Below are 14,470 nucleotides of genomic sequence, written 5' to 3' on the forward strand. Positions count from 1 at the left end.
CTTGCAAATCACTCTCAAAATGACTGCCATGAGCAAAAGTAATTCCGCACTTGTAGGCACACTGGCTAACGCTGAGCTTAGTCCCAGTTAAATCGATTAGTGACTTTAGACGGCTTGACCAACTTAGACACATCAGCAACCCAGGCGGACACCAGCAGGTCTCAAGATTCAGTTAATACGTCTTCAGAACCTACTTATTTTGTCCAGCGTCAAAGTTTGCCCAAAAACGTTGCTCTAGGTTGATGTTGGTGTCGCTCCACCAAGGTCATAGTCACTAATTATCAGCTAGAGTCTTCTGGCACAGGAAACTTCTGCAAGCAAGAAACCTAACTCCTATATTTATGTTTTCCAAGAGTCTAACTCAGCTCAAAGACAAGGCCTCTAAAATCCGTACTAGCTCTTTGGCCAAAGATTCTTTCTGGCTGTTGAGTTCGAAAGGATTAAATATTTTTATCCAGACAGCCTATTTTGTGATTTTGGCTCGAACTTTGGGGCCATCAGAATATGGTGTGTTTGTCGGGATTACAGCCCTCGCAACAATGATTAATTCATTTGCAAGCTGGGGCTGCAGCGAAATCTTGGTGAAGCATGTCTCAGTGGATCGCTCCCTTCTGAAATATTACTGGGGCAATGCTCTACTAACTGTTTTTGTCATGGGCACCTTGTTAACGGTGCTGTTTACCGCCATTGGGCCAGCTTTGTCAGGGGGCAACTTTCCACCTGTTGTGATTGCTCTAATCTTTATCGCTGATCTCATCGGCTTTAACATTAGCTCGGCTTCGAGCGCAGCCTTTTTGGCTACGGGGCAAGCCAAAGTAACCGCCTTTAAATCGATTTTGATCGGCTTTACTAAGTTGTTGGCAGCGATCGCTTTAGCCCTGGTTCTTGAGCAAACGACTTCTTTACAATGGGCCTACCTTTACTGTTTTTCCACTATGTTGCCAGCCATTCTTTCTATATGGATGGTGAACGCTTGGCTAGACAAACCGCAAGTGTCGATTCCAAGGCTCAAAAAAGAATTTGTGCAGGGATTTTACTTCTCAATCAGCCAATCCTCTGACTTTATTAATGAGAACATCGATAAAATCATGCTGGCTAGTGCCGCGTCCTTACAAGCAACCGGGCTTTATGGGGCTGGCTTCCGCATCTTAACCGTCTTTAAGATCCCGATTCTTTCGGTAGCCGGAGCCACTTTTCCTCGCTTTTTTCAACATGGTGCAGAGGGCATTAGCGGTAGCTATCGATTTGCCAAAAAGCTTTTGCCCATGGCCTTTGCCTATGGCTTGGGCATGGCCGTCATTACGGTTGTGATGTCGCCTTATGTGGAGCCTTTAATCGGTGAAGGTTACGCTGAAATTGATGCCCTCTTAAAGTTACTCGCGCCGGTGCCGCTCTTAATTGCCTTACAAATTGTGGTAGGCGATACCTTGACGGGGGCAAATCATCAAAGCTATCGCACTAGTATTCAGGTTTTTGCCGCGGCATTAAATGTAGTACTGAACCTGTGGCTCATTCCCAGATATTCCTGGCAAGGAGCGGCTTGGGCCACCCTCATCTCCGAATCGACCAAAGTAGTCGGTTTTTCAATCGCGATATTCTATCTACACAATCAGCAATCAAAAACGCCAAAAGTGGATGAGGAAGAGTAGGTCAGAATCTGACTCTTTGCTCCGTCACGGGCCTGAGGAGATGTCAGCAGGGCGCCCGACGATGGCTTTCCTCGCGTTAACTTAGCCGCAGATGGCTGATTAATCCTGGGTTTGAGTAACTTGCTCAACTTTCCAAACGGCTCATCGTTCTCACTAACAGGCATTCTTTCTCAGTCACCCCTTTGACTAACGAAGACTATCCGAACCTCACTTCCCTGCCGATGGCGCATGGGACACCAAGCGGGGTTATATGGGTGACCTCAAGTTTTGGCATCCTCCTACCCAGCCTAAAATTACAGTTTTAGATTGACTGGGCGATCAAAGGTGGCAATAACGATCGCACTTTTCACGTTATTGATAGCGATCGCTTCATCCCCTGCATCTTGGGGAGTTGCCGCAAACGGATTTCCGTACTGATAGCTGGGCTTAAGAATTCGGCGCAAATTTCTATACTGAAATAGTGTGTGATTGGTCCGGTATCTGGCAAGAGTCTCCATGAGCGACTGAGCCGACGCCCCGCAGTGATTGGAAGGAGCAGCAAAGATGGCCCACAATACCGCTGTTATGACAGCCGTTGAGTCGCTAAACTACCGCGTTACCGTAGGGGATGTGGCGGCCCAGTCTGGCTTAGAGTTGGCAGTGGCCCAGCAGGGGTTGAATGCGTTAGCGGCCGATACCCAGGCCCACTTGCAAGTGTCGGACGCTGGCGAAATCGCGTACGAATTTCCAAAAAGTTTTCGGGCGATTCTCCGCAACAAGTATTGGCGTTTGCGTTTGCAGGAAACTTGGGAACGCATTTGGGGTGTCCTGTTTTATCTCATTCGGATTTCCTTTGGCATTCTGCTGATCCTCTCGATTTTGGTCATTGTGGCGGCAATTATTATTTTGGTGATTGCGGCTCAGAGCGCTTCTCAGAAAGACGACGATCGCGGCGGCGGGGGTGGTTTTGGCGGCGGCATGGTCTTTTTGCCTCGCTTCTGGATGGGTGATTTATTTTGGCTGTTTCACTACGACCCTTATTACAGTCGCCGTTCGACGACTCGTCGGGCGTCACGGCCCAACCGCCAAGGCCGCTCTGATGATGAGATGAACTTTTTGGAAGCCGTCTTTTCTTTCCTCTTTGGGGACGGTGATCCCAACGCTGATTTAGAAGAACGTCGTTGGCGAGAAGTGGGTGCCGTCATTCAAAACAATGGTGGAGCGATCGCCGCTGAGCAGGCGGTACCTTACTTAGACGACTTGGGCAAAGGCTGGGCACAAGAAGACGAGGACTATATTTTGCCGGTACTGACCCGCTTTAATGGGGTTCCCGAGGTCAGTCCAAAGGGCGAGATTATTTATCACTTTCCTGAATTGCAGGTGACGGCTAAAGAGCGAGGCCGCATCTCCGTACCGGCTTATCTCAAAGAGACGCCCCAAAAATTTAGCGAGGCCAAGTTAGGCCAACTATCGGGAGCCATCGCGTTGGGGATCTTTAACTTTTTGGGCGCGATCGTGCTCGGCTTTATGCTGCAAGACCAGGCGTTAGTCGCCGAAATTGGTGGCTTTATCGGGTTTGTCAACGCCATTTATTGGTTGATTTTGGCCTATGGCACCGGATTTTTAGCCATTCCGGCCATTCGCTACTTTTGGGTGAAACGCAAGAATAGTCGCATTGAGCATCGCAACGAACAGCGCCAAGAGCGGGCATTAGCGCTGAATGCAGCAGGGCCAGAGCTCGATGAAAAAATCGCCTTTGCCCAGCAGTTTGCCGCCCAAACCGTAGTCTCGGCGGACGATTTGGCCTACACCACGGCTAAGGAACTCACGGAACAGGAATACGAGCAGCGTGAAAAGCTGGATGCTGAGTGGCAAAAACGCCTTGACGCCTCTGATGACGTGACTTGATCAGACAGGGCGCGGCCCCTTTAGATGGGATAACTGAGGGCGATCGCGGCTCCACTCTGCCTCGTTAAATTAACCTGTATTTATCTCCAGCCCGTCTCAGGTTGCCTTTAGCCTGTGGGCATGACTATCTCTTCCTCCGCGCGGGCCAAACTGCCCCGCCTGCGAGACAAAACCATTACCCTGGCCCATGGCAGCGGCGGTCAAGCCATGCAGGATTTGATTGCGGCGCTGTTTGTCAGCCAGTTTGAAGGGCAGCTACCGACGGCGCTGGAAGATCAGGCCCGCATTCCGTTGGCTGAATTGACAGCGCAGGGCGATCGCCTCGCTTTCACGACCGATTCTTATGTGGTGGACCCGCTGTTCTTTCCCGGAGGCGATATTGGCTCATTAGCGGTCAACGGCACGGTGAACGATCTGGCCGTGAGTGGGGCAGTGCCGCGATATCTCACCTGCGCCATGATTTTGGAAGAAGGCTTGCCCATTGACGTCTTAAAGCAAGTGGTGGCCAGTATGGTGACCGCCGCCCAGCAAGCTGGGGTCAAAATCGTCACTGGCGACACCAAGGTAGTCCCAAGGGGGGGGGCCGATAAGCTCTTTATCAATACCGCTGGGGTGGGGGTGATGCGACGTGGCGTGACGCCCGCAGCAGTACATATTCAGCCGGGGGATGCGGTGCTAGTCAACGGCCCCATTGGCAACCACGGGGCAACGATTTTAGTGGCGCGTGAGCAGTTTGCCCTAGAAACGGAAATTCACAGCGACTGCCAGCCCTTGAACGGATTGGTGGACGCGATCGTCACCGCTTGTCCAGCCGTGCGGGCCATGCGCGACGCGACGCGAGGGGGCCTGGCGACCGTGTTGAATGAGTTTGCTGAGAGTGCGCAGGTGGGCATTCGCCTGATTGAAGATGACCTTCCCGTGGATGAGGCCGTGCGCGGGCTCTGCGAACTGCTGGGCCTGGACCCGCTGTATTTGGCGAATGAAGGGAAATTGGTGGTAGTGGTGCCGCCGGATCAGGCCGATACCGTGCTGGCGGCGATGCAGACGCACCCTGCCGGGGTTCACAGTCGCGTCATTGGCCATGTCATCGATGGTCAGCGAGTGGCGTTAAAAACAGGATTTGGCACCGATCGCATCCTTGATCGCCTTGTCGGTGACCAGCTACCGAGGATTTGCTAATGCATGAATTTGCCATTACGCAAAACATTGTGGAGATCGCCACTGAACACGCCGAAGGGGCTGCCGTGCGCCGCATCAGCCTGGAAATTGGGCAACTCACCGCCATCATGCCGGATGCTATCGCCTTTTGCTTTGACGTCTGCGCCCAGGGCACGCTGTTAGAGGGCGCCACGCTAGAGATTATCCAGCGACCTGGACGCGGCCAGTGTCAAGACTGCGGACGAGAAATTCCCCTTGAGCAACCCTTTGGCGTTTGTGACTGCGGTTGCACCCACCTCACCATCATTCAAGGCGAAGAACTCACGATTAAAGAATTGGAAACGGAGGCCCTATGTGCGTAACCTGTGGCTGCTCCGATGGGGCACAAGCAACCTATACCCGACCGGGCGCAGCGACGACTGGCGCGACGGAGTCCCCTAGCCATAGCCATGTGTTGGCCGATGGGACGGTGGTCACCCACAGCCATGATGAGCACGACCATGCCCCTCACGAGCACGCCCATCATGGCAATGGTCATCATCAGGTCAGTCACCCAGCGATCGCGATCCCCGCAGCCTCCCAACCATCGGCCGAGACCCATGCGCTGGCCCACGGCACGACTCTAACGCTGGAGCAAAATCTACTCGCGAAAAACGATCGCCTCGCCACCCAAAATCGCGACTGGTTTAGGGCTCACAGCATTACGGCGCTGAATCTCGTGAGTTCACCCGGAGCGGGCAAAACGACCCTGCTCGTGCGGACGATCGCTGACCTGCAAGCAGAAATCCCCATCACGGTGATTGAAGGCGATCAGGAAACCGCCAACGATGCCGAACGCATCGCGGCGACCGGCTGCCCGACCATTCAAGTGAATACCGGGACAGGCTGCCACCTCGAAGCCGCCATGATCGATCGCGGCCTGCAAGCCCTCAATCCTCCGGACCATTCCCTCGTACTGATTGAAAATGTCGGCAATCTCGTCTGTCCTGCCCTGTTTGATTTGGGCGAACACGCTAAAGTCGCGATGCTCTCCGTCACCGAAGGCGAAGACAAACCGCTGAAATATCCCCACATGTTTCGCGCCAGCCAGGTGATGGTGCTAACCAAAATTGATTTGCTGCCCTACGTCAATTTTGATGTGCAGCGCTGTCTCGATTATGCCCGTCAGGTCAATCCTCAATTGCGCATCTTTCAAGTCTCAGCCACTACGGGCGCTGGCTTAGCCGACTGGTATGACTGGCTTAAAGCGACGGTGCAGAGCGCTGAGGCTTAGCTGGCGAGCCTGATAACCAAAGAGATAAAGGCTGCTCACACACACCGCCAGGACCTCAAGAGTCTAGCGGCGCGAAGGCACCATCGTCCAATATTTTGGTGGTTTTTGGCGATCGCCCCCCCAAGCGCTCTGAGCAAAAATTTCAACAATTTTTATCGCGTTCATCCCGATGCTCAATATTTAGTTGGGAAGGGTAAATGCTGGCTGAATCAGTTTCCGAGTCTACAGCGACAAACCTGACCACTCGGCGGCGCTCAGACAGCAATGTTGCCAGTTAACAGGACTTTGATGAGCTATGAACGCTTGCACCAAAGCTGCCATATTCACGGTGGGTTCGACGGTTTCTTTTTCGATGATGAACGCTGGGGCTCATGCTCAATCGACGGGCACAGCCGCCGATTTGTTGCCGCTAGATAACCACGGCGTCTCGATGGATACTTTGCCCGATCAACTGAAAGCGGTGGGCCAAGTCAGCGCACATGTCAAACCTGAAGCCACCTACAGTCCTGAGATGCTGAATGCCGTGGCCAGCAATATCAACCATACCAACCAGCCGAGTCCAGAAGATCATGCCCCTAACCTGGGTGACATCGTAGATCTGGGCTTTGTTGAACAATTCATCGATGAAGATGGCAATGTTGACTTGCCTCTAGGCATCACCGTTTATGAAGCCATGGGCCAAACCTCGATTGGATTTGGCCTCGAATTTCGCTAGTCAATTGTCAACAGAACCAGCGAGGCGAATAGTCAAATAACGAGACTCGCAGTGAAATTCCCCAATCGTAGCAACGGTTGTGGGCCATCAAAGGTCCAGAATTTGGCCCGAATTGCTCGTCAGACTGCGGATATTTAAACTGCTGTTGACGGGTAGCGATCGCTCGCCAGCGAAATCCCCTAAACCCCAATGTCATGCAATCAAAACATTCCGGCAGCAAGCGTATCAGCAACTACTAAACATTAATTGATTTGCTGTTAAAAACCGTTTATTGAGCTTGCAATATAGCTTGCTTGGGAAATCGATGATTTCTGCTTTCGCAGATAAGTCTAGAAGTCTTATTTTTATACGCCAGAAGTTTTTGGTGTGCAGAAAAATTGAAGAACTTAGCGTCTAGGGTTCCGGCTTGGTTGATTTAACAAGTGTCTGGTCCGAGAGATGCAGTTAGGCTTTTGTTAATCAAGCCTAATTCACGGAGGGATAAAAGCCCGGGAGGAATGGGTCAACTTAAGTTGACTTGCTGTTCTGTTCCCGGGCTTTGCTGTATTTAAATGCTCAATTTCAAAGCTGCTAATTTTGACTCTAGCTCTAGGAGACGAAGAGCATGGAAAATACTGCATTTTCGTGGGGAATTATCACATTTCTCCTCGGTACTTTAGGCATTGGGGTCTGGGCCTCACAACAAATTAAAGGGGATAGCGTTAACTTTTTAGTCGCTGGTAGAGGGTTGGCATTACCCTTGGCGGGCGCGACTTTGATGGCTCAATCGGTTGATTCTAATGCCACTTTGGGGAATACCGATCTTTCTTCTGAATTTGGCTTTTGGGCGGGGGCAGCCCTGCCAGTGGGCCTGTCTTTATGTCTGCTGCTAACGGGCTTATTTTTAGCCAAACCCATGAACCGCATGGGGCTCATCACCATTCCAGATTTTTATCGCGTGAAATATGGGCGCACGGTAGAGCTGCTGGCAGCCTGCATTATGACCGTCAGCTTTTCCTTTTTGCTGGCGGGTAATTTGGTGGCTGGCGGCTTTATGTTTGAAAACTTTTTGGGGTTGAGCTACTTCGGCGGTATCACCCTGTTAGCGGTGTTGGTGTTTGCTTACACGGTGTCTGGGGGGCTGTTTGCGGTCGCCTACACCGATTTTATTCAAGTCTTTATTGCGCTACTCGGCGCTTGGGGGCTGTTGCTTTATGTCTTATTTAACTTTGGCATCGATATTGCGCCTGGCATGGGGCCTTTGGGCTTTGAGCAATTAACGTCGGTGGGGTCGGGCGCAGCGATTAACTGGGCCAGCATTATTGCCCTGGGCTTTGGCAACATGGTGGCGATTGATTTTATGGCCCGTATTTTTGCGGCAGAGAGTCCCAAGACAGCTCAACGAGCTTGCTTTGTAGCGTCTTTAGGCACTCTGATTGTGGGCATTCCGTTCTCCGTTCTGGCGTTGGGGGCAGGCGGTATTTTTGCCCAAGCTGGCGTCACGGCAGATGGCCCTGTGCTCTTTGCCTTGCTGGAAAATGTGGTGCCACCCGTGTTGGGTTTGTTGGTGTTGGCGGCGATTTTGTCGGCATCGTTATCCACAGCGGATGGGGCCATTTTGGGCACGTCTTCGGTGTTAGCGCATAACGTATTGGGGATTCGCCATGCGTCAGCCCATGATGCGAGCGGGGGCGATCGCCTGTTGCTCATCACCCGGTTAATGGCGATCGTCATTACTATATTGGGGGTCTTTTTGGGCCTGCGGGTGCCCCAGACCGGCGTGCTCCTGCTGCTGGCGTTTGATATGAGTTTTGCGGGCTTGGTCGTGCCTTTGATTGGGGGGCTTTATTGGGCTCGTTCAACGCGGCAGGGGGCACTGGCCTGCATCATTGTCGGTTCGCTTACCCGCTTTGCTTTTTTCATTTTTATGCCGACGATGTTTGGCGTCGACAACACGCTGCTATATATTCCCAACAGTTTGTTCACGATCGACTTTGATGGGTTTCCCACGCTGATTAGTCCGATTGTGGGACTCGTGGCATTTTGGGTGGTGTCAAATCTGACCTACCGGCCTCAAAGTCCGGAAGAGCAACGGGCCAAAGTCTTGGAGAAGACTCAGGCCCTGTAGCCAACCTCACGGGAATTGCCTCCACTGCCGCGATCGCTCTCAACCAGGAGCGATCGCGGTTTCGTATTGGGGAGCTGGAGCCCTGAACCGCCTTATCAGGGGCTAAAAATTTTGGAGAGCGGAGGCAAACACGCGATTGAGTAAAAAGGGCGCGATGTTGTCGATGGGCAAAATATGCTGCGCTGCGTTCAAGGCGATCGCTTCTTTCGGCATGCCAAACACGACACAGGTGGCTTCGTCTTGGGCGATGGTGGTGCCCCCCGCGAGGGCGATCGCGTGTAAGCCTTCAGCGCCATCGCGACCCATCCCCGTCAACACGATGCCCACAGCCGAGCGGCGATAGTATGCCGCTACCGACTCCAGCAGTACCGTCACCGAAGGACAATGCCCCGCCACCGGGGGCGACTGCGTGAGCTCAAACCGACCGTAGCGATCAATCTGCATGTGATGTCGCTCGGGGGGAAAGTAGACCGTACCAGGGGCGGGCATTTCTCCGGCCACGGCAATTTTGATGTGCAACGCACTTTTGAGATTGAGCCAATCAATCAGTCCTTGCAAAAAGCCGCTGCTGATGTGCTGCACACATAAAATCGGCACCGGAAACTGTTTGGGCAAGGCTTGCAAGATGGTCTGCAGCGCCTGTGGCCCCCCAGTCGAAGCCCCAATCGCCAGCACGCGGGGGGCGCGAATATCAAGTTGATGGGAGGCCGCGATCGCCGATGCTGGCGGCGGGGGCGGCAGTGGGGTGGGACGCACCTCGCGCCGGTGCTGGGTAAACACTGACACGCCCGAGAGTACGCGAATTTTGTTGATCAGCTCCTGCTGAACTTTTTCATATTCAGCCGCCAGCCCCGTACGCGGCTTGGGAAAAATGTCGAGGGCGCCTGCTTCCAGCAGGCGAAACACATTTTGCGTGTCTTCGTCTTGTACTGATGCGCTCACCACTAAAATCGGGCGGGGGAAACGGGCCATCACCTCACGGGTCAGGGTCAGGCCGTCCATTTTGGGCATGTGCAGATCGGTACAGATAATCTGCGGATCGACCTGGGGAATCAGCTGCAGCGCCTCAACGCCGTTAGCGGCAATCCCCACAATTTCGATCGCCGGATGGTCGCGCAGCAGCCGCTGCAAAATCGCCAGCGCAACGGGCGAATCTTCCACCAATAACAGCCGAATCGGGCGCGATGCCATCTAGATCAGCCTCTGTAAAGTTTCGAGGAGAACTTCTTGGTTGAAACTGCCTTTGGTGATGTATGCATTGGCCCCAGCCTCTGCCCCTCGTTGGCGATCGCGATCGCTCGCCAAGGTCGTCACCAACACCACGGGCAACTCATTATATTCGCGGTGCTGGCGAATGCGTTCGGTCAGCCCGAGGCCATCTAAATTCGGCATTTGCACGTCCGAAACCACCGCGTCAAACGCCTGTAGCTGTAACTTGTTAAAGCCCTCCATCCCGTCCACAGCGGTGACCACCTGGTAGCCCGCCGCTTCGAGAATGCGCTTTTCTTGGGTGCGGGTGGCGATGGAATCTTCGACCAACAAAATGCGGGCCGGACGTTCTGGCGCTTGCTGGGGCATGGCGGTGGCGGTGGCAGCCAAGCCCGGACGACTGCTGCGTCGCCGCACCGATTGCATCAAATCCTGGGGGTTAAGCACCATACAGACCTCCCCCGTCCCGAGAATCGTCGCCCCGGAAATGTTGCGCACCCGCTTCAATAGCTGGCTTTGGGGCTTGAGCACAACATCTTGTTCATCGACCAGCGCATCGACAAAAATGCCCAAACTGTCTGCCCCCGATCGCAAAATAATGCAGGCGAGGGAGGGTGACTGCCGACGGGCGATCGGGACCTTGCTGGGGGCCAGTTCGAGCAGGTCGGAGAGCTGCACCACCGAAATGGGACGATCGTCGTGCAGGATGGTGTTGCGTCCTTCAATGGTGAAAATGTCGTCCGGCTTCACCAGACAAGCCGTTTGCACAAACTCTACCGGAATGGCATAGGTGTTGTTGCTCACCGACACAATCAGCACGTGAGCCGTGGCCAGAGTCGTGCCCAACTGGACTCGAATAGTGCAGCCTTGCCCCGGTTCTGAGCTGACCTCAATACTCCCCTTGAGCCGTTCCACATTGGTTCGCAACACGTCGAGCCCGACCCCGCGCCCCGAAATTTCCGTCACCATGGTGCGGGTCGAAAATCCCGGACTCAAAATCAAGTTTTGAATCTGCCCCGGCGTCATCGATTCCAGCTCTTCGGGTCGGCAAATGCCCCGACGCAGCGCCGTTTGCTTAATCGCTTCCACATTGAGTCCGCGCCCATCATCACTCACCTCAATCACGATGCTGGTGGGGGTTTGATAGCCGCGCAGGGTGATGGTGGCCGTTTCCGGTTTACCCTGACGCACCCGCTCTTCTGGGGACTCAATGCCATGATCGATCGCATTGCGAATCATGTGCAGCAGCGGATCCTTCATCTCTTCGAGGATGCGCTTATCGGCACGGGTGTCGGCCCCAGCGATCGCCAGCTTGACGGACTTGTGTTCTTGACGCGCCAGATCGCGCACCAAGCGGGGATACAGATTAAAAATGGTCGAGAGGGGCAGCAGGCGCAGGGTCCGAATGCCTTCTTCTAACTCACCGCTGATCATCTCCAGGCGGGTAGTGTCTTCGTACAGAGATCCCTGCAAGCGATTGATCAGGGTGCCGAGCTGTTCGAGATATTGCTCATTGCGGTGTTGAAAGGTTTCTAATTGATGAATGCCTTTGCGCCCTTGCTGCACCTCATGGAGCAAAAAGCGATGGGAAAAGAGATCGCGGCTCCAATCTTCCCAAAGGTTGCTGATTTCTTCGATTTCGCCCAGCCGATGGGTGACACGAATTTTGGTGACCGTGAGTTCCCCCGTTTGGGTCATCAGGGCATCGAGGTTATGGGTCGGCACCCGAATGGTCTCAATGCGGTAAGCCGCTGACGGTGCCCCCCCGGCCGTCGAGTCGGCAGGCGGTGGCGGGTTCGCAGTGGCCGCCCTGTTAGCCGCGGGCGGTGCGCTACCGTTGGTGGACTCTGGCGCTGGCGTGGAGGACTCAGGAGGCACTGGTTTCGGAGCGGCGATCGCAACCGCTGCCGAATTGAGGTCGACCGGGACATCAGCGTTCGGGGCGGCGGTCGCAGGCACGCTAGCCCCCATCAGTTCGGCCAACACGTAAAACACATTCACATGAGCTGGTATCCCCGTCACGGCTTGGTGGGCCAGCTGGCGCATGGCGTCTAAACCGTGGGCGAGGCGATCGCCCATATCTGGCGAAAAGCGCTCTTCGTGCCGTTGAATCGCCCCGAGCAGATGCTCTAACTGGTGCGCCAGGGTGCCCAAATCTTTGAGGCCCAGCATATTGCTGTCCCCTTTGAGGGAATGCGCCTCGCGCATCAGCAAGTCGAGGGTGACGGTGTCCTCGGGCTGCTGTTCGAGCTGCAAGAGGCCCGTATCTAAAGCCTGCAACCGTTCTTCACTGCTGGTTTTAAAGATGGCCCGCAGCTCAGCATCGGCAATCAGCAAATCGGTGTCGGTGTCGGTGTTGGGATCAGTGTCGGTATCCACCAGCGCAGCCGGAGCCGCCTCCGCCTCATCGTCTTCGGCCATTTCCCCAAAGAGTTCGACCCCATCGGGCTCAGACTCAGGGGGGGCTAGCGGAGCGGCAGGCAGCGGCGTGCCGTTCATCGCGGCGATCGCCCGCTCGGCGGTCGCATCACACGGGTCACCCGTCACCGCATGGTGAATCATTTGCCGCATCGCCGCGAGTCCTTGGGCGAGGCGATCGCCCAACTCTGCCGTAAAGGCTTGCTCACCCCGCTGCACCTGCTTCAAAATCGTTTCCAGAGAATGGGCGACTTTGCCAATTTCCGGTTGATCGAGCATACTGCTGTCGCCCTTGAGCGAGTGCGCCTCGCGCATCAGGCTATCGAGCGTGTCAGCATCATCTGGCTGCTGTTCTAGGTGCAGCAGTCCCGCGTCCAAGGTCTGCAACCGTTCTTCACTGGAGGTTTTATAAATGCCTCGCAGTTCATCATCTTCAATCCTCATGGCATATCCCTTCTCTCGCTCGCAATATGGGCACCCATACAAATCCCTGATTGAGGCCGGTCAAACCAGCGGGTGTGACTAGATCGCGACCTTGAGCTGCATCGCGGATTCATTGAGTTGATGGGTGCCGGTGCGAATCTGGGTGATGCCGCTGGCCGTTTCCTGAGCGCCTTTGTTTAAGTTATTCATGGCGCTCACGACTTGCTCAATGGCGACGGCTTGCTGCTTCACATTCAACGAAATTTGCTGACTATTCAGCACTACGTTGTTCACCGCATCGGCCACGCCACCAAAAGCGGCTGCCGTTTCTTCCGAAATCTTGACGCCCTCTTCCACGGTTTTGGTGCCTTCATCGGTCACCATCACGGTGGAATTGATCGCGGTTTGAATGTCGGCCACCAGCGCATTGATTTTTTCCGCCGATTTTTTGCTCTGATCCGCCAGTTTGCGAATTTCGCCCGAAACCACCGCAAAGCCCTTGCCATGTTCACCCGCGCGGACTGCTTCCACCGCTGCATTCAGGGCCAGCATGTTGGTCTGGTTAGCCAGGTCACTCACCAGGCCCGAAATGCCGCCAATCTGGTTGGTTTGTTCACTGAGCCGCAGGATTTGATCGGCGATCGCCTCCACCTTTTCTCGCAACGTGCCCATGCCGGCCATACTGCGTTCTACCGCGCGGGTACCTTCTTCCGCCAGCTTCAGCGCTTGTTGCGCACCGGCTGCCGCCGCTTCGGCCTGCTCTGCCGACTGCCGCGACGACGCCCCCAGTTCATCCATCGTGGTCGTGGTCTCGCTGACCGAGGCCGCCTGTTGACTGCTGGTACGTTCCTGCTGCTCAATGCTGGCGGCAATCTCATTGGCCGAACTCGCAATCACCCCCGCCGACTGATTCATCAAGCGCGATGCCTTCAGCACAATCCAGGTGCCCAGCAGCACTGACACGAGCACCGAGATAGCGGCAGCGAGCAACAGCGTTGTCTGTAGCCGCCCTAAAGCCGCAGTTTGAGCAGCCTCGTCCCCAGCCATGATCTCATGCTCTAGAGTCTCCATGTCCAGCAACAGCGCACTGATGGATTCCGCTAAGCCCCGACCACCATCGGCTTTCCAAGCATTGATTGCTTCTTCCGGCTGGCCCGCATCCACGAGCGCAATTAAACCTTCGTTCAAGGCAATCAATTCCGCCGTTTGGACCTCTAGCTCTTTCAGATTTTGCAGTTGTTGCTCATTAGTGATCCACTCTTCTGTCGTGGCCAAGACCTCGGTGTAAGCTTCCTTGGCGGCATTGAAGGAATTCAGCGACACCGGACTTTTTTCGAGCAGATAACCCCGGGTCGTACGCGACATGGCCTGAATATGAGAGTCGAGTTCGCCAATATTGTCATTGACTTCCCAGGAACTATGGAGTTCTGCTGCGCTGTGTCTGACCTGGCGCACGTTGGCAACGGTCACAGCCGCCGAGATCACTAAGGCCACGACAGGGACCGAGTATCCCAGAATGATCCAGTGGCGAAGTTTCCAAATTCGTTGGGCGCTAGCTTTCATGACGGTTCTCCTTAAGCGGATAGGGACTCAATAAATCAAATAGGGAAGTCGAGACTTGGAATAGTCGG

General features: G+C 54.5%; 11 protein-coding genes and 1 riboswitch. Of the genes, 7 read left to right on the plus strand and 4 right to left on the minus strand.

The window, feature by feature from the left end; translation table 11 throughout:
* The first annotated feature begins 341 nt into the window (after positions 1 to 341).
* Entirely contained in the window at positions 342 to 1,649 is a 1,308-nt protein-coding gene (locus DYY88_RS00440) for a flippase (protein ID WP_039724782.1), read from the plus strand.
* A 293-nt stretch (positions 1,650 to 1,942) separates the two neighbouring features.
* On the opposite strand, the gene DYY88_RS23880 is transcribed toward DYY88_RS00440, so the two are convergent.
* On the minus strand, positions 1,943 to 2,092 hold the full coding sequence (locus DYY88_RS23880) for a hypothetical protein (RefSeq protein ID WP_160299478.1): 150 nt from the start codon (positions 2,090 to 2,092) through the stop codon (positions 1,943 to 1,945).
* Between the two features lie 100 nt (positions 2,093 to 2,192).
* Here DYY88_RS23880 and DYY88_RS00445 point away from each other — a divergent pair, with 100 nt between their 5' ends.
* From DYY88_RS00445 to DYY88_RS00470, 6 genes are all read left to right on the plus strand, one after another.
* A complete protein-coding gene (locus DYY88_RS00445; RefSeq protein ID WP_039724781.1) occupies positions 2,193 to 3,536 on the plus strand; it encodes a hypothetical protein in 1,344 nt (447 codons plus the stop codon).
* A gap of 120 nt (positions 3,537 to 3,656) precedes the next feature.
* Positions 3,657 to 4,715, plus strand: a complete 1,059-nt coding sequence (gene hypE / locus DYY88_RS00450; protein ID WP_044150245.1) for a hydrogenase expression/formation protein HypE — start codon at positions 3,657 to 3,659, stop codon at positions 4,713 to 4,715.
* Positions 4,715 to 5,056, plus strand: coding sequence for a hydrogenase maturation nickel metallochaperone HypA (hypA, locus tag DYY88_RS00455; protein ID WP_039724779.1), 342 nt, complete (start codon positions 4,715 to 4,717; stop codon positions 5,054 to 5,056). The genes hypE and hypA overlap by 1 nt, the downstream gene beginning before the upstream one ends.
* A complete protein-coding gene (gene hypB / locus DYY88_RS00460) occupies positions 5,047 to 5,967 on the plus strand; it encodes a hydrogenase nickel incorporation protein HypB (RefSeq protein WP_039724778.1) in 921 nt (306 codons plus the stop codon). The genes hypA and hypB overlap by 10 nt, the downstream gene beginning before the upstream one ends.
* A 295-nt stretch (positions 5,968 to 6,262) precedes the next feature.
* Positions 6,263 to 6,682, plus strand: coding sequence for a hypothetical protein (locus DYY88_RS00465; RefSeq protein WP_039724777.1), 420 nt, complete (start codon positions 6,263 to 6,265; stop codon positions 6,680 to 6,682).
* 382 nt (positions 6,683 to 7,064) lie between these two features.
* Positions 7,065 to 7,179: riboswitch (guanidine-I (ykkC/yxkD leader) on the plus strand.
* Positions 7,180 to 7,286: 107 nt separating this feature from the next.
* Entirely contained in the window at positions 7,287 to 8,789 is a 1,503-nt protein-coding gene (locus tag DYY88_RS00470; protein WP_039724776.1) for a high affinity choline transporter 1, read from the plus strand.
* 102 nt (positions 8,790 to 8,891) lie between these two features.
* On the opposite strand, the gene cheB is transcribed toward DYY88_RS00470, so the two are convergent.
* The 3 genes from cheB to DYY88_RS00485 form a co-directional block, all read right to left on the minus strand.
* Positions 8,892 to 9,980 carry a chemotaxis-specific protein-glutamate methyltransferase CheB gene (gene cheB / locus DYY88_RS00475; RefSeq protein ID WP_039724775.1) on the minus strand — a complete coding sequence of 363 codons (1,089 nt, stop codon included), beginning with the start codon at positions 9,978 to 9,980 and terminating at the stop codon, positions 8,892 to 8,894.
* Positions 9,981 to 12,860: a hybrid sensor histidine kinase/response regulator gene (locus tag DYY88_RS00480; RefSeq protein WP_072041272.1), complete on the minus strand. Its 2,880-nt coding sequence runs from the start codon at positions 12,858 to 12,860 to the stop codon at positions 9,981 to 9,983.
* A 78-nt stretch (positions 12,861 to 12,938) separates the two neighbouring features.
* On the minus strand, positions 12,939 to 14,402 hold the full coding sequence (locus DYY88_RS00485) for a HAMP domain-containing methyl-accepting chemotaxis protein (RefSeq protein WP_039724774.1): 1,464 nt from the start codon (positions 14,400 to 14,402) through the stop codon (positions 12,939 to 12,941).
* Positions 14,403 to 14,470: the final 68 nt, after the last annotated feature.

The organism is Leptolyngbya iicbica LK, assembly GCF_004212215.1.
GTDB classification, from domain to species: Bacteria; Cyanobacteriota; Cyanobacteriia; order Phormidesmidales; family Phormidesmidaceae; genus Halomicronema; species Halomicronema iicbica.

Coding starts and splice junctions, on each gene's coding strand:
- DYY88_RS00480 (WP_072041272.1), bottom strand. CDS start 12,860: ATGAGGATTGAAGATGATGAACTGCGAGGCATTTATAAAACCTCCAGT.
- hypE (WP_044150245.1), top strand. CDS start 3,657: ATGACTATCTCTTCCTCCGCGCGGGCCAAACTGCCCCGCCTGCGAGAC.
- DYY88_RS00465 (WP_039724777.1), top strand. CDS start 6,263: ATGAACGCTTGCACCAAAGCTGCCATATTCACGGTGGGTTCGACGGTT.
- cheB (WP_039724775.1), bottom strand. CDS start 9,980: ATGGCATCGCGCCCGATTCGGCTGTTATTGGTGGAAGATTCGCCCGTT.
- DYY88_RS00445 (WP_039724781.1), top strand. CDS start 2,193: ATGGCCCACAATACCGCTGTTATGACAGCCGTTGAGTCGCTAAACTAC.
- DYY88_RS00440 (WP_039724782.1), top strand. CDS start 342: ATGTTTTCCAAGAGTCTAACTCAGCTCAAAGACAAGGCCTCTAAAATC.
- hypB (WP_039724778.1), top strand. CDS start 5,047: ATGTGCGTAACCTGTGGCTGCTCCGATGGGGCACAAGCAACCTATACC.
- hypA (WP_039724779.1), top strand. CDS start 4,715: ATGCATGAATTTGCCATTACGCAAAACATTGTGGAGATCGCCACTGAA.
- DYY88_RS00485 (WP_039724774.1), bottom strand. CDS start 14,402: ATGAAAGCTAGCGCCCAACGAATTTGGAAACTTCGCCACTGGATCATT.
- DYY88_RS00470 (WP_039724776.1), top strand. CDS start 7,287: ATGGAAAATACTGCATTTTCGTGGGGAATTATCACATTTCTCCTCGGT.